General features: G+C 71.5%; 29 protein-coding genes. 11 read left to right on the top strand and 18 right to left on the bottom strand.

Annotated elements, in window-relative coordinates; all coding sequences use genetic code 11:
* Positions 1-32 precede the first annotated feature (32 nt).
* Entirely contained in the window at positions 33-452 is a 420-nt protein-coding gene (locus tag BLV96_RS25600; protein WP_143051022.1) for a hypothetical protein, read from the top strand.
* On the opposite strand, the gene BLV96_RS25595 is transcribed toward BLV96_RS25600, so the two are convergent.
* Positions 440-1,039 carry a rhomboid family intramembrane serine protease gene (locus tag BLV96_RS25595; RefSeq protein ID WP_086672813.1) on the bottom strand — a complete coding sequence of 200 codons (600 nt, stop codon included), beginning with the start codon at positions 1,037-1,039 and terminating at the stop codon, positions 440-442. The genes BLV96_RS25600 and BLV96_RS25595 overlap by 13 nt on opposite strands.
* A 74-nt stretch (positions 1,040-1,113) precedes the next feature.
* Here BLV96_RS25595 and BLV96_RS25590 point away from each other — a divergent pair, with 74 nt between their 5' ends.
* Together BLV96_RS25590 and BLV96_RS25585 are read left to right on the top strand one after the other, a co-directional pair.
* Positions 1,114-2,148 (top strand): zinc-dependent alcohol dehydrogenase family protein, encoded by a 1,035-nt coding sequence (locus tag BLV96_RS25590; RefSeq protein WP_086672815.1) that lies wholly within the window; start codon positions 1,114-1,116, stop codon positions 2,146-2,148.
* A gap of 55 nt (positions 2,149-2,203) precedes the next feature.
* Positions 2,204-3,649 (top strand): aldehyde dehydrogenase family protein, encoded by a 1,446-nt coding sequence (locus BLV96_RS25585; RefSeq protein ID WP_086672817.1) that lies wholly within the window; start codon positions 2,204-2,206, stop codon positions 3,647-3,649.
* Here BLV96_RS25585 and BLV96_RS25580 read toward each other — a convergent pair.
* The 3 genes from BLV96_RS25580 to BLV96_RS25570 form a co-directional block, all read right to left on the bottom strand.
* Positions 3,646-5,127, bottom strand: a complete 1,482-nt coding sequence (locus tag BLV96_RS25580) for an FAD-binding oxidoreductase (protein ID WP_086672820.1) — start codon at positions 5,125-5,127, stop codon at positions 3,646-3,648. The genes BLV96_RS25585 and BLV96_RS25580 overlap by 4 nt on opposite strands.
* A 194-nt stretch (positions 5,128-5,321) precedes the next feature.
* The gene (locus BLV96_RS25575; RefSeq protein ID WP_086672864.1) at positions 5,322-6,029 is read right to left on the bottom strand and encodes a maleylpyruvate isomerase N-terminal domain-containing protein; all 708 of its coding nucleotides are present in this window, start codon (positions 6,027-6,029) and stop codon (positions 5,322-5,324) included.
* A 10-nt stretch (positions 6,030-6,039) separates the two neighbouring features.
* Positions 6,040-7,749, bottom strand: coding sequence for a GMC family oxidoreductase (locus BLV96_RS25570; protein WP_086672822.1), 1,710 nt, complete (start codon positions 7,747-7,749; stop codon positions 6,040-6,042).
* Between the two features lie 164 nt (positions 7,750-7,913).
* Between BLV96_RS25570 and BLV96_RS25565 the strand changes: the two genes are divergently transcribed.
* The gene (locus BLV96_RS25565; RefSeq protein ID WP_086672824.1) at positions 7,914-8,108 is read left to right on the top strand and encodes a DUF397 domain-containing protein; all 195 of its coding nucleotides are present in this window, start codon (positions 7,914-7,916) and stop codon (positions 8,106-8,108) included.
* On the opposite strand, the gene BLV96_RS25560 is transcribed toward BLV96_RS25565, so the two are convergent.
* The 5 genes from BLV96_RS25560 to guaB all read right to left on the bottom strand — a co-directional run bounded on the left by BLV96_RS25560 (position 8,092) and on the right by guaB (position 12,216).
* Positions 8,092-9,225: a GuaB3 family IMP dehydrogenase-related protein gene (locus tag BLV96_RS25560; RefSeq protein ID WP_086672826.1), complete on the bottom strand. Its 1,134-nt coding sequence runs from the start codon at positions 9,223-9,225 to the stop codon at positions 8,092-8,094. The genes BLV96_RS25565 and BLV96_RS25560 overlap by 17 nt on opposite strands.
* A gap of 76 nt (positions 9,226-9,301) precedes the next feature.
* Entirely contained in the window at positions 9,302-9,787 is a 486-nt protein-coding gene (locus tag BLV96_RS25555) for a hypothetical protein (protein WP_086672828.1), read from the bottom strand.
* Position 9,788: 1 nt separating this feature from the next.
* Positions 9,789-10,316, bottom strand: a complete 528-nt coding sequence (locus BLV96_RS25550; protein ID WP_086672830.1) for a hypothetical protein — start codon at positions 10,314-10,316, stop codon at positions 9,789-9,791.
* A gap of 74 nt (positions 10,317-10,390) precedes the next feature.
* Positions 10,391-10,525 (bottom strand): DUF3574 domain-containing protein, encoded by a 135-nt coding sequence (locus BLV96_RS49285; RefSeq protein ID WP_244180453.1) that lies wholly within the window; start codon positions 10,523-10,525, stop codon positions 10,391-10,393.
* Between the two features lie 179 nt (positions 10,526-10,704).
* On the bottom strand, positions 10,705-12,216 hold the full coding sequence (guaB, locus tag BLV96_RS25545; protein ID WP_086672831.1) for an IMP dehydrogenase: 1,512 nt from the start codon (positions 12,214-12,216) through the stop codon (positions 10,705-10,707).
* Between the two features lie 128 nt (positions 12,217-12,344).
* Between guaB and BLV96_RS25540 the strand changes: the two genes are divergently transcribed.
* Complete coding sequence (locus BLV96_RS25540) at positions 12,345-12,740, top strand: DUF5319 domain-containing protein (RefSeq protein WP_003073549.1); 396 nt, start codon at positions 12,345-12,347, stop codon at positions 12,738-12,740.
* A 68-nt stretch (positions 12,741-12,808) separates the two neighbouring features.
* On the opposite strand, the gene BLV96_RS25535 is transcribed toward BLV96_RS25540, so the two are convergent.
* The 5 genes from BLV96_RS25535 to BLV96_RS25515 all read right to left on the bottom strand — a co-directional run bounded on the left by BLV96_RS25535 (position 12,809) and on the right by BLV96_RS25515 (position 17,255).
* Entirely contained in the window at positions 12,809-13,744 is a 936-nt protein-coding gene (locus tag BLV96_RS25535; protein WP_086672833.1) for an anti-sigma-D factor RsdA, read from the bottom strand.
* Positions 13,745-14,317 carry a sigma-70 family RNA polymerase sigma factor gene (locus BLV96_RS25530; protein ID WP_026468912.1) on the bottom strand — a complete coding sequence of 191 codons (573 nt, stop codon included), beginning with the start codon at positions 14,315-14,317 and terminating at the stop codon, positions 13,745-13,747.
* A 388-nt stretch (positions 14,318-14,705) separates the two neighbouring features.
* The gene (locus BLV96_RS25525) at positions 14,706-15,302 is read right to left on the bottom strand and encodes a response regulator transcription factor (RefSeq protein ID WP_003073605.1); all 597 of its coding nucleotides are present in this window, start codon (positions 15,300-15,302) and stop codon (positions 14,706-14,708) included.
* A gap of 131 nt (positions 15,303-15,433) precedes the next feature.
* The gene (locus BLV96_RS25520; protein WP_086672835.1) at positions 15,434-16,294 is read right to left on the bottom strand and encodes a hypothetical protein; all 861 of its coding nucleotides are present in this window, start codon (positions 16,292-16,294) and stop codon (positions 15,434-15,436) included.
* 55 nt (positions 16,295-16,349) lie between these two features.
* Entirely contained in the window at positions 16,350-17,255 is a 906-nt protein-coding gene (locus BLV96_RS25515) for a MerR family transcriptional regulator (protein ID WP_208608321.1), read from the bottom strand.
* Between the two features lie 230 nt (positions 17,256-17,485).
* Here BLV96_RS25515 and BLV96_RS25510 point away from each other — a divergent pair, with 230 nt between their 5' ends.
* Positions 17,486-17,806: a WhiB family transcriptional regulator gene (locus BLV96_RS25510; protein WP_086672839.1), complete on the top strand. Its 321-nt coding sequence runs from the start codon at positions 17,486-17,488 to the stop codon at positions 17,804-17,806.
* 109 nt (positions 17,807-17,915) lie between these two features.
* Here BLV96_RS25510 and groL read toward each other — a convergent pair whose 3' ends face one another.
* The 3 genes from groL to BLV96_RS25495 form a co-directional block, all read right to left on the bottom strand.
* The gene (groL, locus tag BLV96_RS25505) at positions 17,916-19,529 is read right to left on the bottom strand and encodes a chaperonin GroEL (RefSeq protein WP_086672841.1); all 1,614 of its coding nucleotides are present in this window, start codon (positions 19,527-19,529) and stop codon (positions 17,916-17,918) included.
* Positions 19,530-19,620: 91 nt separating this feature from the next.
* Positions 19,621-19,914 carry a co-chaperone GroES gene (gene groES / locus BLV96_RS25500; protein ID WP_004559922.1) on the bottom strand — a complete coding sequence of 98 codons (294 nt, stop codon included), beginning with the start codon at positions 19,912-19,914 and terminating at the stop codon, positions 19,621-19,623.
* 245 nt (positions 19,915-20,159) lie between these two features.
* Positions 20,160-20,615, bottom strand: a complete 456-nt coding sequence (locus BLV96_RS25495) for an ArsI/CadI family heavy metal resistance metalloenzyme (RefSeq protein ID WP_086672844.1) — start codon at positions 20,613-20,615, stop codon at positions 20,160-20,162.
* Between the two features lie 80 nt (positions 20,616-20,695).
* On the opposite strand from BLV96_RS25495, the gene BLV96_RS25490 reads away from it, so the two are divergent.
* Genes BLV96_RS25490 through BLV96_RS25470 form a run of 5 tightly spaced genes read left to right on the top strand, consistent with a single transcriptional unit; the run spans position 20,696 to position 23,584 of the window.
* Complete coding sequence (locus tag BLV96_RS25490) at positions 20,696-21,049, top strand: ArsR/SmtB family transcription factor (protein WP_086672846.1); 354 nt, start codon at positions 20,696-20,698, stop codon at positions 21,047-21,049.
* On the top strand, positions 21,046-22,119 hold the full coding sequence (gene arsB / locus BLV96_RS25485) for an ACR3 family arsenite efflux transporter (RefSeq protein ID WP_086672848.1): 1,074 nt from the start codon (positions 21,046-21,048) through the stop codon (positions 22,117-22,119). Before BLV96_RS25490 ends, arsB begins: the two co-directional genes overlap by 4 nt.
* Complete coding sequence (locus tag BLV96_RS25480) at positions 22,116-22,517, top strand: arsenate reductase ArsC (protein WP_086672850.1); 402 nt, start codon at positions 22,116-22,118, stop codon at positions 22,515-22,517. The genes arsB and BLV96_RS25480 overlap by 4 nt, the downstream gene beginning before the upstream one ends.
* 42 nt (positions 22,518-22,559) lie before the next feature.
* Entirely contained in the window at positions 22,560-22,880 is a 321-nt protein-coding gene (locus tag BLV96_RS25475; protein ID WP_086672866.1) for an ArsR/SmtB family transcription factor, read from the top strand.
* Entirely contained in the window at positions 22,877-23,584 is a 708-nt protein-coding gene (locus BLV96_RS25470) for a methyltransferase domain-containing protein (RefSeq protein WP_244180451.1), read from the top strand. The genes BLV96_RS25475 and BLV96_RS25470 overlap by 4 nt, the downstream gene beginning before the upstream one ends.
* 21 nt (positions 23,585-23,605) lie before the next feature.
* Here BLV96_RS25470 and BLV96_RS25465 read toward each other — a convergent pair whose 3' ends face one another.
* Positions 23,606-25,471 (bottom strand): N-acetylmuramoyl-L-alanine amidase, encoded by a 1,866-nt coding sequence (locus BLV96_RS25465; RefSeq protein ID WP_086672854.1) that lies wholly within the window; start codon positions 25,469-25,471, stop codon positions 23,606-23,608.

The following is a 25,471-nucleotide window of genomic DNA, read 5'->3' as shown; positions in this document are numbered from 1 at the left end:
GTGTCGAGACCGGCTTCGAGGGGGACCCGCGCATGCTCTACCGACTCCGTCCGACCGGCACCCTGACCTGGTGTGACGTGCCCGGGTACGTGGTCACCCGCGCCGACGACCAGCCGCCGCCCGACTGGGAGCGGCTGTCGTGGGTGCCCACCGAGACGCGCGCGTTCAGCAACGACCTCCTGCGGATCGCCGTCCGCTACGGCGCGCGGTCGGGCAGCGGGATCGTCCTCGACGCCCGGCACACCGAGGACCTGGGCAAGGCCGACGAACTGCGGTGCGACCGGATCGCCGCCGCGGAGCAGAGCGGCGGAGCCGACGACCCCGGGGAATGGGAACGCACCGAAGCACTGGCCTGCCAGGCCGAAGCGGATCTCGCCGCCCTCCTGGCGGTGCCGCCGCAGCCGCACCTGGTCGCGCACTGGTGCCGGCTCGGCGGCCGCTACCCCGACTGACCGGCCCGCGGGAGGAGCAGGAAGCTCAGCGCCAGGCCCAGCAGCAGCGGGAGGCCGTGGTTGTCGTGGACGACCGTGTCGACCACGGCCAGCACCGGCAACGCGTACGCCAGCACCCGAAACTGGACGGGCAGCACCACGCCGTAGCGGCGCGAAGCCACCATCACGACCGCCGCCAGCCCGCCGATCAGGCCCACCACGCACATCGAGTTGCCCGCCCCGACCGGGTTGAGCCACAGGTAGCTCATGACCTGGCCGAACAGGCCGCAGCCGAAGTACAGGACGAGCCAGCGGACCCGGCCGAACACGCGCTCGGCGAGCGTGCCGAACACCGCGAGCCAGACGAGGTTCGACGTCAGGCCGAAGGCCCAGCCGTCCTGGAAGAACATGCCCGTCACCAGGCGGTACCACTCGCCCGCGTCGATGCGGGCCGCGTCGCGGACGACGTGGTCGTACAGCCCGCGGTCCGCGAGCTGGGCGATCCCGCACGCCAGCGTCACCAGGAACACCACCGCGGTCAGGTACGGGCGGCGGCGCACCGGGGCGAGGGCCGCGAACGGGTTGCGGGATGCGGTGCGCGTGGTCATGGACGAAAATCTAGGCGCGTCACCGCCGTCGCACCCCCGACGTTTGTCACGAACCCCCACGGGAAGGCCCCAGCATGCGAGCGACAGTCATCTACGGTGCCGGCGACGTGCGGGTCGAGACCGTCCCGGACCCCGAGCTGGTGGAGCCGACCGACGTCGTCCTGCGGGTCGTGCGGTCGTGCATCTGCGGCAGCGACCTCTGGCCGTACGCGGACATGCCGCCGCGCGAGCACGGCCGCCGGATCGGGCACGAGTTCCTCGGGATCGTCGAGGAGACCGGCGCCGACGTCACGACCGTGAAGAAGGGCGACCTCGCCGTCGCGCCGTTCGTCTGGTCCGACAACACCTGCGAGTTCTGCCGCGAAGGCCTGCACACGTCGTGCCTGCACGGCGGCGGCTGGGGCGCGAAGGGCGTCGACGGCGGCCAGGGCGAGGCCGTGCGCGTCCCGCAGGCCGACGGCACGCTCGTCAAGCTCCCGCACACCGAGGACGACGACCTGCTCGCGTCCCTGCTGACGCTCTCGGACGTCTTTTCGACCGGCCACCACGCCGCGGTGAAGGCGCGGGTGAGCGAAGGCCAGAACGTCACCGTGATCGGCGACGGCGCGGTCGGGCTTTCCGCCGTCCTCGCGGCGAAGCGCCTGGGCGCCGACCGGATCATCCTGATGGGCCGGCACCGGGCCCGTACCGACCTCGGGCGCGAGTTCGGCGCGACCGACGTCGTCGCCGAGCGCGGCGAAGAGGGTGTCGAGAAGGTGCGCGAGCTGACGAACGGCCGCGGCACGCACGCCGTCCTCGAGTGCGTCGGCACGCTCGGCGCGTTCGAGATGGGCATCGGGGCCGTGCGCGCGGGCGGCGCGGTCAGCCGCGTCGGGCTGCCGCAGTACGAGGACGCACCCGCCGGCGTGGGTGTGTTCCGCCGCAACGTCACCATCACCGGCGGGGTCGCGCCCGCGCGGCACTACATCCCCGAACTGTTGCCGGACGTCCTCGACGGCAAGTACCAGCCCGGCCGGGTCTTCGACCGGACCATCGACGTCGAAGGCGTGCCGGACGGCTACCGCGCGATGGCCGGCCGGGAAGCGCTGAAGGTGCTCATCAAGCCGTGACCCGTCCGGGTGGGGGTCCGGCGGCGAGTCCCCCACTCGGATTACGTTGGTACGCATGGACATGATCACCCCCGAGCCGCGCCCCGCCTGGATCGCCGGCCGCCCGGAACCGGGCGCCACCACCCTCGTCGTGCACCACCCGTACGACGGCAGCGAGGTCGCCACGGTCGCCGTGCCCGGGCCGGAGCAGGTCGAGCGCGCGGTCACCGCCGCCGTCTCGGTCGCCCGCGAATTCCGCAGTACGCCGGCGCACGTCCGCGCCGGCGCGCTCGACCACGTCTCGCGCGTGCTCGCCGGCCGCGCCGAGGAGATCGCCGAGGTCATCACCGCCGAGAACGGCAAGCCGCTCAAGTGGGCCGAGGCCGAGGTGAAGCGCGCGGTGTCGGTGTTCCGCATCGCCGCCGAGGAGGCCCGCCGGTTCAGCGGCGACGTCCAGCGCCTCGACACGGACCCGGCGGGCGAAGCGCGGCTGGCGCTGACCCGCCGCGTCCCGCGCGGACCGGTGCTCGGCATCGCGCCGTTCAACTTCCCGCTCAACCTGGTGGCGCACAAGGTCGCACCGTCGCTGGCGATCGGCGCGCCGATCATCGTCAAACCCGCGCCGCGGACGCCGTTGTCGTCGTTGATCCTCGGCGAGATCCTGGCCGAGACGGACCTGCCGGCAGGCTCGTTTTCCGTGCTGCCGCTGGGAAACGAGGAAACTCAGCGGCTGGTCGCCGACCCGCGGCTGCCCGTCGTGTCGTTCACCGGCTCGGGTCCGGTCGGCTGGTCGTTGAAGGACGCCGCGCCACGCAAGCACGTCGTGCTGGAGCTCGGCGGCAACGCGGCCGCCGTCGTGCTGCGCGACTGGCCCGACCCCGAGGGCGCCGCGCACCGCATCGCCACCTTCGGCAACTACCAGGCCGGGCAGTCCTGCATCGCCGTGCAGCGGGTGATCGTCGACGCCGCCGTCGCGGACGAGTTCGTCCCCGCGCTCGTGGAGGCCGTCGAAGCCCAGCGGACGGGCGACCCGTACGACCGCAACACCGACGTCGGCCCGGTCGTCGACGAAGCCGCCGCCGAGCGGATCGTCGCGTGGGTCGACGAAGCCGTGCAGGCGGGCGCGAAGGTGCTCACCGGCGGCACTCGCGAAGGCGCGACCGTCGCGCCGACCCTGCTCACCGACGTCCCGCCGGACACCAAGGCGTGGGCCGAGGAGATCTTCGGGCCGGTGCTCGCGGTGTCCGTTGTGGACGGTGTGGACGACGCCTTCCGCGCGGTCAACGAATCCGCGTACGGCCTGCAGGCCGGCGTCTTCACGACCGACGTCCAGCTGGCGTTCCACGCCTCGGCGGAGCTGGAGGTCGGCGGGGTGATCATCGGCGACGTCCCGTCCTACCGGGCCGACCAGATGCCCTACGGCGGCGTGAAGGGCTCCGGCGTCGGCCGCGAAGGCGTCCTCGCGGCGATGCACGACCTGACCGAAGAACGCGTCACGGTCTTCACCGGCATCGACCTCTAGGCGACCACGCCCTGCCCGAACCGGAAGACGTTGTAGGGGTCGTACTTCTTCGCGACGTCCGACAGCCGCTTCGCGTTGTCGCCGTAGTAGGCGGCCTTCCAGTCGGGCAGGGTGGGGTCGATGTAGTTGACGTACCCGCCGCCCGCGCCGGCCGCCGCGAGGCCCGCGGCGACGTCGCCGACCGACTGCGCCACCTTCGTCCGGGTCTTCGCCGTCGCCGGCGCGTAGATCTGGACGCTCGCCAGCGCGTCGCGGTGCCAGAACGCCGTCGCGTCCTTCGCCGGCTCGCCGACCTTGCCGCCGAGCCCGTCGATGAGCAGGTCCATGCCCGCGTGGCCCTCGGCGAGCGCGACGACCTTCGCCGGGTCGACCGGGCTCGTGATGATCCGCGACGACGCGACGAACGACTGCCGGGCCGAGCTGCCGGAGAAGTAGTTCATCGCGCCGAGGTAGTCGAGGGCCTTCACCGTGCGCTGGGTCGGCCGCGCGCCGGCGTTCGAGGTCAAGTTGTTGAGCAGGGTGTTGAGCCCGGAGGGGGCGCCGACGTAGCAGCCGCCGACGCGGCACTGCACCGGCGAGCCACCGGAGATCACGATGTTCGCCCACAGCTCCGGCGGCATCGCGGCGATCCACTGCTGCCACGCGCCGAGCACGTCGGCCGCCGAACCGGCCGGGAAGTGCAGCGAGAACACCGTCAGGTTCGGCGCCGGGTCGGTGTCGAAGGTGAACTCGGTGACGACGCCGAAGTTGCCGCCGCCCCCGCCGCGCAGCGCCCAGAACAGGTCGGGCTCGGAGCTCGCGGACGCCGTCAGCAGCTTGCCGTCGGCGGTGACGACCTGCGCGGAGCTCAGGTGGTCGCAGGTCAGGCCGTACTTGCGGGACAGCACGCCGATGCCGCCGCCGAGGGTCAGCCCGGCGACCCCGACCGTCGGGCAGGAGCCGGCCGGCAGCGCGCGCCCGGCGGCCGCCAACCCGGCGTAGACGTCCTTCAGCTTCGCGCCGGCGCCGATCACCGCCTGGGTGCCCTGGATGTCCACCTTGTTCATGCCGGAGACGTCGATGACCAGGCCGCTCTCGGGGACGGAGTAGCCGGCGTAGCTGTGGCCGCCGCTGCGCGCGGCGAGCGTGAGCCGCCCGGCGCAGGCCTGGACGCAGGCTTGGACGTCCTTGGCGCTCGTCGCCGTCGCCACCGCCACCGGGTTGTTGCCGTCGAAGAGCGGGTTGAAGGCGCGCTTGGCGGTGTCGTAGCCCTCGGAGCCGGGACGCAGGAGGCCGCCGGACAGCTTGCCGCGCAGGTCGTCCCAGTTCGGCGGGCCGGTGGGCAGCCGCGTGGCGGGCGGCGCGGACGTCGCCGGCGGCTGGGCGCTCGTCGAAGCGGCGGGCGCCGTGGGACTGCCCGGCCCGCACGCGGCGGCGACGGCACCGGCCGCCGAGACGCCCGTGATCCGGAGGAACGCCCTGCGGTTCACGCTGTCCACATCGGACTCCTCGCTGCCGGAAGAGGCTCAGTTTACTGATCCGGCCAGAAGTAGGCCGCCCCGCGAGCGGCACGCGACCGTTGCTGCGAAATCTTCGGCCGTGACTGTGGTCGGATCGGTAAACAGGGGCACAGCAGGGCCGGACGCCGGCCTCCGCGCCCCTGATCACTACACGGAGGACGGCCGGAGTCAGTTCAGCCCCAGGCGGGGATGCGAGGAACGGCCCTGTCGAGGTCAGCGCCGTCGGAGCGGCCGCTGAGCCACGCGAGCAGCTGCCCGCCGGTGCCGCGGACCGTGGCGCCGGGGGCGGCGCCCATCGTCCACTCGGAGCCGTCCGCGACCAGGCGCAACGCGGGGAGGTGCGCGGCCCGGGAGCTGATGGCGTGCTGCACGACGTCGTCGGCGAGCGGCCCGAGCAGGCCGAGCACGCGGTCGAGGTCGTAGCCGCGGTCGAGGTCGGCGAGGTGGATGGTGAGCTCGGACAACCGCATCCGCGCGACGACGACCCCGGTGACGGGATCGCCCTGCCGGTTGCGGGCTTCGCGCGCCCAGGCGTCGTCCGGCATGGCGCCGGCGTACTGCTCGAAGCGCCCGGCGGAGGCGACGAAGTCGGCCAGCAGGTCACCGGCCGGGTGCTGGGACCCGGCCTCGATGTCGGCCTCGCGGGCCTCGGCGCTGGCGTACATCGGCGTCTCGACCCCGGTGTTCGCCCAGGTCAGGAGGTTCTGCAGCCCATCGGCGTTGCGGGCGACGTGCGCGAGGACGTGCGCGCGCGACCACCGGGGCAACGCGCTGGGGGCGCGCAGTTCGGGTTCGCCGAGGCCACCGATGGCCCGCGCCCATTCGTCATCGAGCTTCCGTACCCCGTCGAGCAGCGCGTGCGCCTTCTCGGATGCCGTCACGGCCCCGATCTTAGGACCGGCGCAGCGCCGCCGGGGCATCCGCGGGCACGGCGGGGTTCTTCGGCGCCACCGGCTCCAGCCGGACGTACGACGCCTCCTGCGCCGGCCGCTGGTCCACCTCCCCCTTGTTCGGCCACAGCGAGAACGCCCGCTCCGCCTGGGCCGTGATCGTCAACGACGGGTTCACGCCCAGGTTGGCCGTGATCGCCGCGCCGTCCACCACCGACAGGCCCGGGTAGCCGAACACCCGGTGGTACGGGTCGATCACGCCCTCCTCGGCCGTCGAACCGATCGGGACGCCGCCGATGAAGTGGGCCGTCAGGGGGATGTCGAAGATCTCGCCCCACGTGCCGCCGGCGATGCCGCCGATGCGGTCGGCCGTGCGCTCGTTCGCCTCGTGCCCCGCCGGGATGAAGCTCGGGTTCGGTTCGCCGTGGCCCTGCTTCGACGTGTACTTGCGGCGGCCGAACAACCCGGGCTTCGTGTACGTCGTGATCGAGTTGTCGAGGCTCTGCATCACCAGCAGGATCACCGTGCGCTCGGACCAGCGGTAGCCGTTGAGCAGCTTCGCCGCCTGGACCGGGTGCTTGACCATGAAGCTGACGGCCTGGCGCCAGCGCGGGACCGGCGAAGCGCCGTCGGTCGCGATCGTCTGCAGCAGGCTCATCGCGTTGCTGCCCTTGCCGTAGCGGACCGGCTCGATGTGGGTGTTCTCGTCCGGGTGGATCGACGAAGTGATCGCGACGCCGCGGCTGAAGTTGCGGCTCTCGTCGACGTCTGTGCGGGCCGCGCCGATGATCGCCTCGGAGTTCGTGCGCGTCAGCTCGCCCAGACGGCGCGACAGCTTGGGCAGCGTGCCCGTGTCCTTCAACTTGTGCAGCAGGTTCTGCGTGCCCCACGTGCCCGCGGCGAAGACGACCTTTTCGGCCGTGATCGTCGTCCGGAACTTCTTCGACGTGGTGCCGGTCTTCTTCAGGTCGACTTCGTAACCGCCGTCGACGGGCCGCACGGACGTCACGGTCGTCAGCGGGATGACCTTCGCGCCGTCCTGCTCGGCCAGGTACAGGTAGTTCTTGACCAGCGTGTTCTTCGCCCCGACGCGGCAGCCGGTCATACACGAGCCGCACTCGGTGCAGCCGGTGCGCGCCGGTCCGGCGCCCCCGAAGTAGGGGTCCTTCGCGTTCTCCCCCGGCTTGCCGAAGTACACGCCGACCGGGGTCGGGTGGAACGAATCGGCGACGCCCATGTCCTTCGCGACGTCGCGCATCACGACGTCCGACGGCGTGACCGACGGGTTTGTGACGACGCCCAGCATCCGGCTCGCCTGGTCGTAGTGCGGCGCGAGCTCGGCTTCCCAGTCGGTGATGTGGGACCACTGCTTGTCGCGGTAGAACGGCTTGAGCGGCCGGTACAGCGTGTTCGCGTAGACCAGCGAACCGCCGCCGACACCGGCGCCCGCCAGCACCATGACGTCGTTGAGCATGTGGATGCGCTGGATCCCGTAGCAGCCGACCTGCGGTGCCCAAAGGTAGCGCTTGAGGTCCCACGACGTCTTCGCGAACTCGTCGTCGGCGAACCTGCGTCCGGCCTCGACGACGGCTACGCGGTAGCCCTTCTCGGTGAGCCGCAGCGCCGCGACGCTGCCGCCGAACCCCGACCCCACCACGACGACGTCGTAGTCGGGGCCACCCGCTCTGGTGGTGGTGTTACTGGCAGTCACACCTTGAGCGTAACCCGGGGTCCAGGTTCTGACCAGAGGTAAGTTACTGGCCAGTCACCCTTCTGGACGCTTGTCGGAGGACAACAGTGGGTATTTATCTGGGTGTTCGATGTCCACGTCGGCGAATCACCGCTGAGCGGGACACGATCCCTGGAGGCACCACGATGAGCCCACGAACGCTCACCGGTTGGCGCAAGTCGAGCCACAGCCACTTCGAGGAGAACGCCTGCGTCGAGATCGGCACGGGCCCCGGCGTGGTCGGGGTGCGGGACACCAAGCAGCCGGTGCCCCGCCCGATCCTCGTCTACTCCGCGACCGCTTTCGCCGCGTTCCTCGGGCACCTCACCGCCGGACGGTGAGGCCCACCCGCTGGAACTCCTTGAGGTCCGAGTAGCCCGTCTTCGCCATCGCCCGGCGAAGCGCCCCGAAGAGGTTCACGACGCCTTCCGCGTCGGACGACGGCCCGAACAGCAGGGTCTTGAGGTCGACGGCGTAGTCCGGCCCGGCCGCCACGCGCGAGCGCGGCAGCGACGGGTGCGCGGCCGCCGCCGTCCAGTACAGGCCCTGCCCGGGCGCGTCCGACGCGGCGGCCAGCGGGGAGCCGAGCATGACGGCGTCCGCGCCGCACGCGATGGCCTTCGCGATGTCACCCGACACCGTCATGCCGCCGTCGGCGAGCACGTGCACGTACCGGCCGCCGGTCTCGTCGAGGTAGTCGCGGCGGGCGGCCGCGGCGTCGATGATCGCCGTGGCCATCGGGACGCCGATGCCGAGAACGCGGTCGGTGCTGGTGACGCCGGGCGTGTAGCCGTGGCCGACGATGACCCCCGCGGCGCCGGTGCGCATGAGGTGCATCGCCGTGCGGTAGTCGCTGACGCCGCCGGCGATCACCGGGACGTCGAGGCGGCCGATGAACTCCTTGAGGTTCAGCGGCTCGGCGTCGCGCTGGACGTGCTCGGCGGAGATGATCGTGCCCTGCACGACGAGGATCTCGACACCGGCCGCGATCAGGTCCGGCGTCAGCTCGGCGGCGTGCTGCGGGCTGACGCGCGCGGCCACCGTGACGCCGGACTCGCGGACGGTCTTGATGGCCTCGGACAGCAGGTCGAGCCGGATCGGCGCGGCGTGCAGCTCCTGCAGCACGCGCCCGACCGCGGTCGGGTCCTCGAGGTCCTCGGCCGCGCGGACCAGCTGGAAGATGGCGTCCTCGACGTTCGCGTGCCGCGCCCAGAGCCCTTCGGCGTTCAGCACGCCCAGGCCGCCCAGCTCACCGACGGCGACCGCGGTGCCCGGCGAGACGATCGCGTCCGTCGGGTGCGTGACGAGCGGCAGGTCGAAGCGGTAGGCGTCGATCTGCCAGGAGGTGGACACCACCGAAGACGACCGGGTCCGCCGCGACGGCACGATCTCGACGTCGTCGAGGTCATACGCCCGCCGCGCGGTGCGGCCCATCCCGATCTCGACCAGGTCCCGCACGTGAAGCCTCCTCCGACGACGACAATCTGCCGTGCCCCATTGTCGCTAGTCCGCGTGGGTGACTCGCGCACGGGGGTTAGAACAGCAGTAACACGGGCAGTGCGCCCGCCAGGAACCCCGCCGTCGCGGTCAAGGCGGCCGGTGCGGGCCGGTCCGCTCCCCCGGCACAGATCAGCGTGAAGAGGAGCGCCATGGCCGCGATCACCACCGCGACGATGCCGAGGCCGACGGGCGAATTCCCGGTCTCCACCCGGTGGCCGGCGGTCTCCACGGCCTGGGCCGAGTGCCCGACCTCGGACACCTCCAGCCGAACCGGCGATCCCGGTTCCAGGTCGAGGCTCGCGTCGGCGGAGCTGACCTCGAAGCGCTCACCGGACGCCGTGCGGAGGACGAGGTCGTACTGGTGACCCGTCGAACTCGAGTCGTGCTGGCCCCGGGTCTCGACGGTGGCTTCTTCCCGCTCGGCCGGTCCGCCCGCGTCGAGGACCCCGAACGTCCCGAAGGCCAGCGCGGCTCCGGCGAGAGCCGAGCTCACCGCGGAAGCGACGAGCCTCCCGGACACGTCACACCCGCACGAAGACGGCGACCGGCGCCAGCAACGCCCCCAGGGCGAGGGCCAGCCAGGTCGCGACCGGTGGGTAGACGTGCAGCCGGACCGCGCCGAAGTACACCGCGCCCAGCGCGAGCAGGGCGGCGCAGATCAGCAGCACCGGCCGCACCACGCCGGCCCGCAGGTCGATCACGGCGCCGCCGGCGTGCAGGTAGGCGATGCTGCCGTCCGCCCGCGACACGTCGAGGGCCACCGGCAGCCCGACGGGCAGGTCGAGGCCCGGGTCGAGGGCCGTGACGCGGTAGCGCCGGTTGCCCGCGTCGACCGCGATCGTGTGGCTGACCTCGCCCCCGTCGCCGCCGACCGGGAGCGCGCCCCGCTCGTGGGACACGACGTGCCCTTCGGTGCGGTAGGTGGGCGCGTCGCGGCCGGCCAGCACCTGGCACATGAGGCAGACGACGCCACCGAGGAACAGCGACACGAGCGCGACGGCCGTGAAGAAGACCTTGCGCAGCACTTGCGTGAAGCGGCCGACCGTCATGCCCTTCAGTGCACACCACGACGGGTACGCAAGGCGATAGACCGATTACCGTAAGCACGCTAGGTCACGAGAACTCAGAAGGAGACCTTCTCCACGGAGTCCGAACGCAGTACCGACTCCTGCTGGAACTGCTTTTCGTAGCCGGCGCGCAGGCCTTCGATCTCCCGTTCGGCGTCCCGGTCGCCGAACGGTGCGCTTCCACAGCTCACCGGGGCGACTGCGCTTGGGCCGGCGGAGGGGCTGAGTCCGCCGACGCGGCCACCATCGTCCTTCGGGAAATCCTGGTCATGGGCCGAGCTTCGCGGCCCATGACCAGGGTCCGGAACGACCGAAGGGGCGGACTACCGGGTCATGTCGCAGTGGGCGCCTCGACGGTCCGGCACCGGAGCTAGCGGGTGGTGTAGTTGGGCGCCTCGACGGTCATCGTGATGTCGTGCGGGTGGCTCTCCTTGAGCCCGGCCGCGGTGATCCGGACCAGCTGGGCCTCCTGCAGCTGCGGGATCGTCTCCGAGCCGGTGAAGCCCATGCCCGAACGAAGGCCGCCGACCAGCTGGTGCACGACGTTGGCGAGCGGTCCGCGGAACGGGATCCGGCCCTCGATGCCCTCCGGCACCAGCTTGTCGTCCGACAGCACGTCGTCCTGGGCGTAGCGGTCCTTCGAGTACGACTTGGCCTCGCCCCGCGACTGCATCGCGCCCAGCGAGCCCATGCCGCGGTAGGTCTTGAACTGCTTCCCGTTGACCAGGATCAGGTCACCGGGAGCCTCCGCCGTGCCGGCCAGCAGGCTGCCCAGCATCACGGTGGACGCGCCGGCCGCGATGGCCTTCGCGATGTCACCCGAGTACTGGATGCCGCCGTCGCCGATCACCGGGATGCCGGCCGGCCGACACGCCTGGTCGGCTTCGTAGATCGCCGAGATCTGCGGCACGCCGACGCCGGCGACCACGCGGGTCGTGCAGATCGAGCCCGGGCCGACACCGACCTTGACGCCGTCCGCACCCGCGTCGACCAGCGCCTGCGCGCCCGCGCGCGTCGCGACGTTGCCGCCGACGATGTCGACCGCGTCGCCGAGCTCCTTCTTCAGCAGCGAGACCGTGTCGACGACCGCGCGGGAGTGGCCGTGCGCCGTGTCGACCATCAGCACGTCGACGCCCGCGTCGGCCAGCGCCATCGCGCGCTTGTGGCCGTCCACGCCGACGCCGACCGCGGCACCGACGATGAGGCGGCCGTCCGGGTCCTTGGTCGCCCGCGGGTACTGCTCGGTCTTCACGAAGTCCTTGACGGTGATCAGGCCGCGCAGCTTGCCCGCGCCGTCCACGATCGGCAGCTTCTCGATCTTGTGGCGGCGCAGCAGGCCCAGCGCAGCGTCCGCCGAGACGCCGACCTGCGCGGTGATCAGCGGTGCCTTCGTCATGACCTCGGAGACCGGGCGGCTGTGGTCGACCTCGAACCGCATGTCGCGGTTGGTGATGATGCCCACCAGCGCGCCGGACGCGTCGGTGACCGGCACCCCGGAGATGCGGAACTTCGCGCACAGCGCGTCGACCTCGGCCAGGGTGGCGTCGGGCGCGCAGGTGACCGGGTCGGTGACCATGCCGGCCTCGGAGCGCTTGACCACCTCGACGGCGGCCGCCTGCTCGTCGATCGGCAGGTTGCGCTGGAGGACGCCGATGCCGCCCTGGCGGGCCATGGCGATCGCCATCCGCGCCTCGGTGACGGTGTCCATCGCGGCGGACACCAGCGGGATGCCGAGGGTGATGTTGCGGGTCAGCCGGGCGCTGGTGTCGACCGCGCTGGGGACCACGTCCGATTCCGCGGGCAGCAGCAGCACGTCGTCGAAAGTCAGGCCGAGCATGGCGAACTTGGCCGGAACGGGGGCGGTGATGCCGTCGCTGGTCATAGCGGGTGAAGGGCCTTCCTGGCGCGGGATGAGCGTGTCGCTGTGGCGACTCGGAGCCTTCCCCTCATGATATCCGGCGCCCGCCCCCGCCCCGGGTGGTGGGCGAGCCGCCGGGGCCGCCCGGTACCGTGCAGGCCGTGGCGCACGATGTCCTGCCTCCAGACCCGTTCGCGGACGACCCGGACGACCCGGCCCGCGCTTTCGGAGACCCCGAGGACCGGCTGGACGAGCCGATCAGCGATTCCGAACGCACCGAGCTGCTGGCCGACCTCTCCGATCTGGCCGTCTACCAGGCGCTCCTCGAGCCCCGCGGGGTCCGCGGGATCGTCGTGGACTGCGGTGAGTGCGACGAACCGCACTACCACGACTGGCACCTGCTGCGGGCCAGCCTGGAGCAGCTGCTGGCCGACGGGCGGATGCGCCCGCACGAGCCGGCCTACGACCCGAACCCCGGCGACTACGTGAGCTGGGACTACTGCCGGGGCTTCGCCGACGGCGTGACGGCCAACGAAAGCGCCTACTGACTCCACTGACAGAGCCGTGAAAAAGGCCCCTGGTGAGTTTTCTCACCAGGGGCCTTTTCGCTGTGGTCCTACTGCCCTTCGACGCTCTGACCGCCGACGGACGACTCGCTGCGCCCGGTGTTCGTGCCGGGGTCATTGCCGCTCGCGGCCGTCGTGGTCGGCGGGATCTCGGTGGTCGGCGGCGGCGGGGTCGTGGTCGGCGGCGGGGGCGTCGGGGTCGGCGTCCCGGTGCCCGGCAGGCTGGTGGTGCCGCTGCCGCTGCCCGGGATCGACGTCGCCGAGCCGGCCGGCGGGATCTGCGTCGCCGTGACGCCCGGCGGCTTCTGCGGCGACGAGGTCTGGGTCGGGCCCTGGACCGGCGCCTCCGGGTTGGTCAGCTGCGCGGCGAGCTGCCGGTGCTGCTCCATGAGCTGGTCACGGTTGTCTTCGTCGCTGACCTGCGACAGCGCGGCCTGCGCCGCGTCGAGGGCCTCGCGCGCGGCGTCGAGGTTGCCGCCCGCGATGGCCAGGTTCGCCTTCTCGAGGTCGAGCTTCGCGTTCGCGGCGGCCTCGACCGAGCGGGTGTGATCGGAGTAGAGGACCTTCGCCAGGCCCCAGAGGGTGTCGCCCGGTTGCGCGGAGCGCGCGGCCAGCCCGGTGCCGGTGAACGCGATCGCCAGCACGGCGGCGGCGACGGCGACCGGGACGAGCAGCCTGCGGCGGCGTCCGCTCGAGGCGTGCTGCTTCGCGAGACTCGCGGTGGTGACGGTCCGCACTGCGGTGTCGACGTCGACCAGCTCGGCCAATGGCTCGCTGTCGATGTCTCTTCGCCACGCCACCAGCAACGCGTTGAGCTCCTGGTCGCCGAGGCCGTCGGCCAGGGCCGGGTCGGACCCGCCCAGCGCGTCGAGCAGCGCGTCGTCTGCCTGTACGGCCGACAGGTCGGCGGCGAACTCCGCCTCCGACGACGACAAGCCACTACCGAACACGTCGTCGGGCTCGTAACCCTTCTCGTGACCGGTCACTCAGATCACCTCCTCCGCGGCCAGGACCTTTCTCAGCCGCGCGAGGGCGCGGTGCTGGGCGACGCGGACGGCGCCGGGCGTGGAGCCGACCGCGTCCGCGGTCTCCTCCGCCGACAGACCGACGACCACGCGCAACACCACGATCTCCCGCTGCTTGTCCGGCAGCACCTGCAACAACTGGGACATCCGCTCGTTCAGCTCACCTTGCAGCGCCCGCTGCTCGGGACCGACCCCGCCTTCGACCTCGTCGGGGATCTCGGCCACCGGTTCGGCCCGGTTGCGCGCCGCCGCGCGGTGCGCGTCGGCCACCTTGTGCTGGGCGATCCCGTAGACGAACGCCAGAAAAGGGCGGCCTTGGTCGCGGTACGAGGGCAATGCCGTTAGCACCGCGAGACACACCTCCTGCGCAACGTCGTCCGCCGAAGCGAACGATCGCTCCTGCCTGCCAACCCGAGCGCGGCAATACCGCACTACCAGTGGACGGATAGCAGCCAGCAGCCGCTCCACTGCCTGGGGATCTCCCTCGACAGCAGCGGCGACCGGTTCATCCAGTCCATCCCCCACATTGGCCATCGCAGACAACAGTCCCAGTGTTACGCGTAGGTGTGCAAAGAACCCGGCCCGTGGTCGCCTCCACCGCGTACCGGAGACCGCTACCGTACCCGCGGCCCCCGGCGGAGCGGCGCGCGCGGTGCTTCCGGGCGTGCCGCGGCCCCGCGAGGCGCGGAAATACGGATTGTCGTGCGGACCCGTGTGCTTCTTCGCCGATTCAACGAGCGAGCGGCGTCACGGGTACGAGATCCGTCGGAGGGACGGGTGCCGGGACGGGATGCCGTCCCGGGGGCTGCCCGAGTGGGCGCCGGAGTGTGATGGGGACCACACAGGTACGGGCCAGGGCGGATTCGCCCTGGCCCGTCGTCACCTGTAAACCGGCCGTGTCAGGAACGGGGAGAGCGACGGGTCAGCTGACCAGGCCGCGGCGGAAGCCGTGGGCCACGGCCTGCGCGCGGTCGCGCACGCCGAGCTTCCGGAACAACCGCCGGGCATGGGTCTTCACCGTGTCCTCGGACAGGTAGAGCTCGCGGCCGATCTGGCCGTTGCTCTTGCCCTGGCTCATCCCGCGGAGCACCTGAAGCTCGCGCTCGGTCAGCTGGACGCCCGGGTCGGACGGCTGACGGGGCGCGGGCACCGAGGTGCTCGCCAGGGTGTGGGCCAGCGCGGCGACCAGCTCCGGCCGGGACGCGTCCCAGCGGAGGTAGCCGCGGGCACCGCCGGCGATCGCGGCGGCGATGCTGCCCGCGTCGTCCGGGGCGCCGAAGACGATGACATTCGCCTGGGGGTTCGCGGAGACGAGCCGTCGAGTGGCTTCGACACCTGTCGGGACCGCGCGTTGCGTCCCGACCAGCACGACGTCGACGGGCTGACGGGAGTACCGGGCCAGCAGCTCGTCACCGTGCGCTACGCAGTCGATGCGACTGACCCCAGGGACCGCGGACATCACTCGGGTGAGCCCTTCACGGACACTGCGTCGGTCGTCGCAGATCAAGACCGTCGTCACGGGGTTTCCTTCCTGCAGCCGGGTGACATTCCACTTCCCCTATCGGACGCTTTAGCCCGAACCTTGACACGATCCGGTGGCTTTTTTTGAAGTTTCTTAGCCCGGATGCCGGAACACCCCATTCCGACGGCTCAACCACCCGGGGCGGGGACCCATGGCGATTCCCCCGCGATCCTCCTCCCGCAAGGATCTGCGCTTCGTAACACTGCGTGCAACACCTCTGCCACTCTGAATCGATACTCCTCGGCGTGTCCTGGGCGCAGATCGGCCATGACGAGCGCGGCCGGCCACAAAAGTGAAAGCAGTTCGCATTCCTCGGCGGTCGCCATTGCGTTTCCGACAAGACCGTCCGAAATCTTCCGGTGATCGGGACCCCCGGCCGCCCCCAGAGCGACGGCCAGCACAATCCCGGATTTCACCGCGTGCCGCCGCGCACCCCGCGCGACGGCGGTTTCGAAAGCCCGCTCGGCGTGCGGCACGGCGGCGGCGCCCTGACCTGCGGCGAGCTCGATCTCGGCGCCGACCCAGCCCCCGCGGACGCAGGCCCGCCACCCAGCGTGCTGCTCCGCGGCCCGGGCGGCCAGCCTGCGCGCGGCTCGCTGGCGCCCCAGGGCGAGGTTGTCGGCGGCCAGGCCGAGCAGGGCGTCGGCCCGCGCGCCGGCGGCGTCGAGGCCGTCGGGGTCGGGCTCGGTCGTCTCGCTGACGACCTTGGCGAAGGCCTCGCCGTCGAAGGCACGGGCCTGCCGGTGGCCGCCCAGCTGCCGCCGGTGGGCGCCGAGGGTGCTGGCGGCCAGGGAGGCGAGGACGGGGTCTTTCTCGCGCCGGAGGCCGTCCAGGAGGGTGGCGGCGGCCGCGTACCGGCCCTGGGCGCCGAGCACGACGGCGGCGAGGAGGCGCTCCTTGCCGGTGCCACTGCCACCACCGCGCAGCACGGCGGGATCCGGGAGCGGATCGCTCCCGAACGCGGCGGCCCGGAGGGCGGGTTCGTGCACCCGTACTTTGTAGCGGGTCCCACCGACAAAAACATGATCGAAGTGGCCGGGCTCGCTACGGGAGCGCGCCGACCAGGACGTGCTCGATGCGGTCCGCCGCGCCCGGCAGGTCCGTCAGCAGCTCCACCCGGTCCGGCAGCCCCGCCGGGTCCCACCCCGGACCGCACGCGAACAACCGGCTCCGCTGCCTCCCCCGGGACACCCGCGCGAACAGCCGCGTGTCCGCCACCCCGCGCCGGTGCGCCCACAGGACCACCGCCGCCGGCGCGCTTCGGCGCACCGCGACCGCCAGCACCTCCGCCGGCAGCGGGACCCCGAACAGCTGCGCCCCGATGCGCCGGCCGGCCAGGGACGCCGCCAGCGCGTACATCGGCATGCTGTCGCGTTCCTCCGGGACGCAGCCCAGCAGCACCGGGCGCGTGTTGCGCGGCTCGTCCAGCACCGGGGTCGCGCGGACCAGCGCCGCGAATACGCACTCCGCCAGCAGGTACTCGACCTCCGCGCCCGCGCTCGCGCCGCGCCAGCGCGCCCCCAGGGCCGACAGGACCGGCTCGATCACGCCCGTCCACGCCGGGAGGACGCCCAGCTCGGCGATCGTGTCCGCGAGCATCCGCTGGACCGCGCCGACGTCCATCGCCAGTGCCGCCGTGCTCAGCCGGCGGGCCAGGCGGGAGCGGACCTCCAGGCCGTCGTCGGCCGCGGCTGCGTCGGCGGGCTCCGACGGCTCCGATGGCTGCGGCGGCCCCGAGCGCGGTATCTGCTCCAGGGCGTAGCGCGCCGCCTCGGCCGTCGACGCACCGCTCAGCAGCGCGCGCTGCATCAGTTCGAGCCGGCCGATGTCGGAGGTGCCGTAGCGGCGGTGGCGGCCGTCGGTGTGCCGGCTCGGGCCGAGCCCGTAGCGGCGGTCCCAGGTTCGGAGGGTGGACGGCGCGACCCCGAGCCGGCGGGCGACCGAGGCCACCGGCAGGGTGGGTTCTTCGGTGCCCGACCCAGCTCCCACGAGGCTCAATATCCAGGCAGACCGCGGGGTCGGCAACCGGAGGCGAAATCCCAGCTCACACATCCGGGGGATGCCTAACGGCTGAATCGGGCCGGATCGCTTGAACAACTATTGGCGCGCTTCTAACGTTACCGCCGTTGCACCGAATGGAGTATCGGCACCACAGCAGAGCAGCTAGCGGCATCGACCGAATGACGGAGGCGGTCAGGATGGCAGACACGCGCAGGCTCCCAGGACCCAACGCCGACATGTGGGACTGGCAGCTCGAAGGGTCGTGCCGGGGGATGGACAGCGCGTCCTTCTTTCACCCGGACGGCGAGCGCGGCCCGGCGCGGGCACGGCGGGAGGCCAGGGCGAAGGCGGTCTGCCTGAGCTGCCCCGTCCTCGAGATGTGCCGCAGCCACGCGCTGGCGGTGCACGAGCCCTACGGCATCTGGGGCGGCCTCTCGGAGTCCGAACGGGAGCACCTCATCAAGTCCGACAAACGCACGCTCAGCATGTCCGGCGGCTGAGCGCCCCACAGACCTCGGAGGGCGGCACCGGGTGGGGTGCCGCCCTTCGTGCTCTTCAGACACGAAAAGCGGGGCAGCACGTGTGCTGCCCCGCTTTTCGTGTCCAGCGTCAGTGCGAGTGGCCGTGGCCCGCCGCGGCGGGCTCTTCCTCGGCCGGCTTCTCGACGACCGACGACTCGGTCGTCAGCACGAGACGCGCGATCGAGGCGGCGTTCGCCACCGCGGACCGGGTCACCTTGACCGGGTCGACGATGCCGGCGGCCAGCAGGTCGGTGAGCTCGCCGGTGGCCGCGTTGAAGCCGTGGCCCCAGTCCTGCTCGCGGACCTTGTTGACGATGACCGCGCCCTCGTGGCCCGCGTTGGTCGCGATCCAGAACAGCGGCGCCGACAGCGCGTCGCGCACGATGCGGACACCCGTCGCTTCGTCGCCCTCGAGGCCGAGACCGCCCTCGAGCTCCTTGACCGCGTGCACCAGCGCCGAACCGCCGCCGGGCAGGATGCCCTCCTCGACGGCCGCCTTGGTCGAAGCCACGGCGTCCTCGATGCGGTGCTTGCGCTCGTTGAGCTCGGTCTCGGTGGCCGCGCCGACCTTGATGACCGCGACGCCGCCGCCGAGCTTCGCGAGCCGCTCCTGCAGCTTCTCGCGGTCCCAGTCGGAGTCGGTCGTCTCGATCTCCTTGCGGATCTGCGCGACCCGCCCGGAGATGGCGTCCTTGGTGCCGTCGCCGTCGACGATCGTGGTGTCGTCCTTGGTGACGACGATCCGGCGGGCCTTGCCCAGCGCACCGAGGTCGACGTCGGCCAGCTTGCGGCCGATCTCCGCGGAGATGACCTCGCCGCCGGTGACGACCGCGAGGTCGTCCAGGAACGCCTTGCGGCGGTCGCCGAAGAACGGCGCCTTGACCGCGACGGCGGTGATCGTCTTGCGCAGCGAGTTCACCACGAGGGTGGACAGCGCCTCGCCGTCGACGTCCTCGGCGATGATGAGCAGCGGCTTCTTGGCCTCGACGACCTTCTCGAGCACCGGCAGCAGCTCGGCCAGCGACGAGACCTTCTCGCGGACGAGCAGGATGTAGGCGTCCTCAAGGATCGCCTTCTGCTCCTCCGGGTTGGTCGCGAAGTGCGCCGAGAGGAAGCCCTTGTCGAACTGGACGCCCTCGGTGATCACCAGCTCGGTCGCCAGGGTCGACGACTCCTCGATGGTGATGACGCCGTCTTCGCCGACCTTCTCGACGGCTTCGCCGAGCAGGGCGCCGATGTTGGCGTCACGGGAGGTCACGGTGCCGACCTGGGCGATGTTCTCGCGGCCCTTGACCGGGGTGGCCTTGGCCTTGAGGACCTCGATGACCTTCTCCGCGGCGGCCTCGATGCCGCGGCCGATCGACGTCGGGTTGGCGCCGGCCGCGACGTTGCGCAGGCCGACCTTCACCAGCGACTGCGCGAGCACGGTCGCGGTGGTGGTGCCGTCCCCGGCGACGTCGTTGGTCTTGGTGGCGACGCTCTTGGCGAGCTGCGCGCCGAGGTTCTCGAACGGGTCGTCGAGGTCGACCTCACGGGCGACGGTCACGCCGTCGAGGGTGATGGTCGGGCCGCCGAACTTCTTGTCGAGCACGACGTGGCGACCACGCGGGCCGAGGGTGACCTTGACGGCGTCGGCGAGCTTGTTCACCCCGCGCTCCAGCGCGCGACGAGCGTCCTCGTCGAAACTGATCTGCTTGGGCATAGCGTGTTCCGCTTACCTTTCTCTGAACGCAAAAACGCCCCGCTCCCCGGCGTTGTGCGGGGCCCGGGGCGTCATGCGCTGCGAGCGGACGTCAGTTGATGACGGCCAGCACGTCGCGGGCGGACAGGATGAGGTAGTCCTCACCGTTGTACTTGACCTCGGTGCCGCCGTACTTCGAGTAGATGACGACGTCGCCGACGTTCACGTCCAGCGGGACGCGGTTGCCCTTGTCGTCGATCCGGCCCGGGCCCACGGCCAGAACCTTGCCCTCCTGGGGCTTCTCCTTGGCGGTGTCGGGGATGACGAGGCCGGAAGCGGTCGTCTCCTCGGCCTCGCTCGTCTGGACAACGATCTTGTCCTCGAGCGGCTTGATGTTCACGCTCACCGGGTTGACCTCCACGGTCGTCGAAAGCGTTGGCAGGATGTGGTTACGGCTCTACCACCCCCGCCGTCGCGGGTGCCGGGGCTGTCGGGCCGTGCGATTAGCACTCTAGCCACGTGAGTGCCAGTCGTGCAAGGAGGGTGGTCACCGGCGTGTGGAACACACCCGGAGGTGGCCTGACCGGCGGCTTTCAGCCGACGCCGGGAGGAGGGGCCGCAAGACCCTGGGCCGCCCCGCCCCAAGCGAAATCAAGAGCAGCAGCCCTCCGGCCGGGCGTCCGGGGCGTCGGTCGAACAGCACGTCGCCGCGAGGGCCGCGCTGTCCGTGCCGAAAGTCCGCGAATCCGCCTTGACCGTGTAAACCTCCCAAGGCTCCTGACCAGGCCCGTGCACCCACACCTTGTCCTGGACGGCGTAGCAGCACGTGGTGTCGTCCTCGGTCAGCGTCTCCAGCCCCTCCCCGGTCAGCCGCCGACTCGCCTCGCCGACCTGGTCACTCGACTCGACCTCGACGCCGAGGTGATCCATCACCGTCGCCTGCCCCGGCTCCCCCTCCAACAGCACGAGCTTGAGCGCCGGCTCGGCGATCGCGAAGTTCGCGTACCCCGGCCGGAGCTTGGCCGGCTCGGTCCCGAACAGCTTCGAGTAGAAGTCGATCGACCCCTCGAGGTCTCCGACCCGGAGCGCGAGCTGCACCCGTGACATGACGATCCTCCTTGAATAGACATTCATCGAAACAGAAGACTTAGATTGCCCTCTACTTAGAAGACTGTCAAGATAGACAGATGCCGAAACAGCTCCCGATCGTCGCGTGCTGCTCCCCGCTCGCCCGTGAACCGCTGAACGAGGACCAGGCCCTCGAGCTGTCGAAGCTGTTCAAGGCGATGGCCGACCCGGTCCGCCTGCGCCTGCTGTCCCTGATCGCGTCCCACGCCGGCGGGGAGGCGTGCGTGTGCGACCTGACCGACGCGTTCGACCTGACCGGCCCGACCATCTCCCACCACCTCAAGGTGCTGCGGGAGTCCGGCCTGATCACCGGCGAGCGACGCGGCACGTGGGTCTACTACCGCGTCCACCCCGAAGTGCTGGCCCGCCTCTCGGCCGTGCTGGTCCCCGGCGACGCGATCGTCCCGGCATGACCGACACGCACGCCGGGGTGGTCGGCAAGCTGTCCACCCTGGACCGGTTCCTGCCCGTGTGGATCGCCGCCGCGATGGTCGCCGGACTGCTGGCCGGCCGCTGGATCCCCGGCTTGAACACCGCCTTGTCCGCGGTGCAGGTCGACGGGATCTCGCTGCCGATCGCCCTCGGCCTCCTGGTGATGATGTATCCGGTCCTGGCGAAGGTGCGCTATGACCGGCTCGGCACCGTCACCGCCGATCGGCGGCTGCTGTGGCCCTCACTGGTGCTGAACTGGCTGATCGGCCCGGCGCTGATGTTCGCCTTGGCCTGGCTGCTGCTGCCCGATCTACCGGAGTACCGGACCGGGCTGATCATCGTCGGGCTCGCCCGCTGCATCGCGATGGTCGTCATCTGGAACGACCTCGCGTGCGGCGACCGCGAGGCAGCGGCCGTGCTGGTCGCGCTGAACTCGGTGTTCCAGGTGATCGCGTTCGGCCTGCTCGGCTGGTTCTACCTCTCGGTCCTGCCCGGCCGGCTCGGCCTGCCCCAAGCCGACCTCGCCGTGTCCGGGTGGCAGATCGCGAAAAGCGTGCTGATCTTCCTCGGCATCCCGCTGGTGGCCGGGTACCTGACCCGCCGTCTCGGCGAACGCGCCAAGGGCCGCGCCTGGTACGAGACGCGGTTCCTGCCGAGGTTCGGCCCGGCCGCGCTGTATGGGCTGTTGTTCACCATCATGGTTCTCTTTGCCCTGCAAGGAGAACAGATCACGGCACGGCCGCTGGACGTGGTCCGGATCGCGGTGCCATTGCTGGTCTATTTCGGACTGATGTGGGCCGGGTCCTACGCCTTCGGTCGCGCCGTCGGACTGTCCTACGAGCGCACCACGACGCTCGCGTTCACCGCTGCGGGCAACAACTTCGAACTCGCCATCGCCGTAGCCATCGCCACGTTCGGAGCGACCAGCGGGCAAGCGCTGGCCGGGGTCGTCGGACCGCTGATCGAAGTACCCGTCCTCGTCACGCTCGTGTACGTGTCCCTGGCGCTGCGGCGCCGCTTCACCCCGGCCCGCGTGGAGGTCACCCCGTGAACACCCCCGAAGTGCTGTTCGTCTGCGTCCACAACGCCGGGCGTTCGCAGATGGCCGCCGCGCTGCTGGACCACCACGCCGCCGGCCGGGTCGCGGTCCGCTCCGCCGGGTCGGCTCCCGCGAACGAGGTCGACCCGGCCGTGGTCGCGGTGATGGCCGAACTCGGGATCGACGTCTCCCGCGAGTTCCCCAAGCGCTTGACCACCGACGCGGTCGAAGCTGCCGACGTCGTGATCACCATGGGCTGCGGCGACGCCTGCCCGGTCTTCCCCGGCAAGCGCTACCTCGACTGGCAGCTCGACGACCCCGCCGGCCGGTCCGCCGCGGACGTCCGGCCGATCCGGGACGAGATCGACCGCCGGGTGCGTGCCCTGCTCGCCGAGCTGGTTGTCGCCTGACCCTTCATCGTTTATCGTCGATATACGATGAAAGGGGCCGCCGTGCTGGACCGTGCTACCGCTGAGACCTACGCCGGGTGGTTCCGGGCCCTGGCCGATCCGACCCGGGTGCAGATCCTCAACCTGCTGGCCTCCTCGGGCGCACCGATGACCGTCGGGCAGATCGTCGAGCAGGTCGACGTCGGGCAGTCCACCGTGTCCGCCCACCTCAAGGTCCTCACCGAAGCCCGGTTCGTGCTCGCCGAGCCACGCGGCACCGCCCGGCTCTACCGGGTCAACGAGCGCTGCGTGTCCTGCTTCCCGACCGCGGCCGACGTCGTCATGGGGCGTGCCGCCGTCCCTTTCGCGGAGGTGTGCCCGTGAGCCTCGACCGATACGCCGATGCCGCCCGCCGGGCGCTGGCCGGGGAAAACGCCGGCCTGATCGCCGACACCGAGCGGCTCGGTGCCGTCCACTACGCCGGCGAAGACGTCCCCGCCGAGGTGACCGCGACCAGCATCGGCTGCGGGAACCCGGTGGCCGTCGCCGACCTGCGGCCCGGGGAGACCGTGCTCGACCTCGGTTCCGGCGGCGGGCTCGACGTTCTGCTCTCCGCCCGGCGGGTCGGCCCCGCCGGGCGCGCCATCGGCCTCGACGTCACCGACGACATGCTCACCCTCGCCCGGCGCCACGCCGAGCGGGCCGGTGTCACCAACGCCGAGTTCGTCCACGGCACCATCGAACGGATCCCGCTGCCGGACGCCTCGGTCGACGTCGTCATCTCCAACTGCGTCATCACGCTCTCGCCCGACAAACCGGCCGTGTTCGCCGAGATCGCCCGGGTCCTGCGGCCCGGCGGGCGGCTCGGGATCACCGACATCGTCGCCGCCGGCACGCTCACCGACGCCGAACGCGCGGCCGGCACCGCCGAATGCCTCGGCGACGCGCTCACCGCCGAGCGCTATCGGTCGCTGCTCCGCGACGCCGGGCTGGCAAGCATCGAAGTCCGGTTCACCCACGAAGTCGGCGGCAAGCTGCACTCGGCGATCATCCGCGCCGTCCGGCCGGGCGGCGCCGGCGCGAGCTGAACCCCGCCGGCGCCACCACCGCTAGAACGCCGGCAGCACCCGGACGTCGTCCGCCTTGACGAACGCGATCCGGTGCCCGAACTGGATCTGGACGTACTTCAGCTTGCCCTTGACCACGACATGGTCGGCCAGGTCGAACGTCACCGCGTAGTAGTACTCGGACCCGACCGTGCCGGCGGACGAGTACTTCTGGCTCGCCGACAACGTGTACGGCAGCGGGGTGATGGTCTGGACCGGCACGTTCGCCGGGTAGGCCTCCGGCTCCGGGTAGGCGCGCCCGTACACCGGCACCGTTGCCAGGCCCGGCTTCGGCGTCACGACCCAGCCGATCGCCGGCTTGGCCACGCGAGCCCCGCGCGGGTTGTGGAACCAGCCCTTCTGGCCGAGGTACCAGATCGCCGTCCAGTCGCCGCTGACGCCGGCGACCGCGTACCGCTGCCCCGTCGCGACGCGGCTGCCCACGTCGGAAACGTCCATTGTGGACGCCGAGCCGTCGGTGTGCAGGCCGATGTCCTTCAGCAGCGGCGAAGCTTCACTCGGCTCCGAGTGCAGCACCACGGCTTCCGAGCCGCGCGGCGCGCACGGGGTCCCGGGGCTGTCGCAGCCGGTGAACGCGGGCTGGTTCTTCGCGAAGTCCGGGTCGATCGTGACCAGCGACGAGCCCGGCAGCCCGAACCCGCCGAGCGGCGCGCCCAGCAGGTCGAAGTAGTGCGACCAGTCCCAGTACGGTCCCGGGTCCCAGTGCATGCCCTTGATCGTCGACGGGATCGTGCCCGGCACGTTGTCGTGGCCGATGATGTGCGCGCGGTCGAGCGGGATGCCGTACTTGCGCGCGAGGTAGCCGACGAGCTTCGCGCTCGAGCGGTACATCGCCTCGGTGTACCAGGTGCCCTTCGCGGCGAAGCCCTCGTGCTCGATGCCGATGGACTTCGCGTTGACGTACCAGTTGCCCGCGTGCCAGGCGACGTCCTTGGTCGGCACGTGCTGCGCGATCAGGCCGTCGGTGGAGCGGATCGTGTAGTGCCAGCTCACGTACGTCGGGTCCTGGGCGAGCTTGAGGACGCTGTCCCAGTAGCCCTCGGTGTCGTGGATGACGATGTGGTCGATCTTCTGGCTCTCGGGCCGGTTCGCGAGGTCGTGGTTGCCGTAGTCGTCGTTCGGCAGCTCCTCATACGGCGCCGGGACGGACTCGCAGGCGACGGTCCGCGGGCACTCGACGTCCGCCGGGTTCCCGCTGTGCGCCGGCAGCTGCACGTCCGGCGACGCGGCGAGGGTGACCTGCTGGCCGTCATCGGTGGTCCGGGACATGCCGCTCTTCATGGTCTCGAAGACCTCGTCGGCGAACGTCCGCGCGGCGTCGCCGGTGGATCCGCTGTACCGCGCGACGGCGTCGTACCAGCCGCTCTGGCCGGCGTGGTACTTCGCGAGCAGGGCGGCGCCGCCGCGGATGTTCTGGGTCGCGTCGGTGCGCAGGGTCGCGGCGTCCTCGCCCACGAGCTGCGCTGCCTCGTCCACGGTCTGCAGCCCGGCCGGCGGCGTGGCGGGCCCGGCCTGCGGGTGCAGCGCCGGACGCGCGTCGTCGCCGCGCGGGTCCTCGGTGCCTTCGTCGTGGTGGCTGGTCGCCACCCCGGCCTCGCGCACGTCGGTGAGGTGCATCGGGCCGTAGCCGGCGGACGTGCTGGGCGTGCCGGCGTTGAAGTCCCACCGGGACTCCAGGTAGGAGACGCCGAGCAGGACGTTCTCGGGGACGCCGAACTCGCTCGCGGCGGCGGCGAAGTCGCGTTGCCGCTGGTCACCGGCGGCGGCTTGGGCCGGCGCGGCGGCCAGACCGGTCAGGAGCGTGGCGGCGGCGATGAGCGCGGCCGATCTTGGGAGGGACATGGGCAT

Origin of the sequence: Amycolatopsis pretoriensis (assembly GCF_900107925.1) — a bacterium.
Classification (GTDB): Bacteria; Actinomycetota; Actinomycetes; order Mycobacteriales; family Pseudonocardiaceae; genus Amycolatopsis; species Amycolatopsis pretoriensis.
Note: the sequence above shows the minus strand (reverse complement) of the source record. Positions and strands in the feature narration are given on the sequence as shown.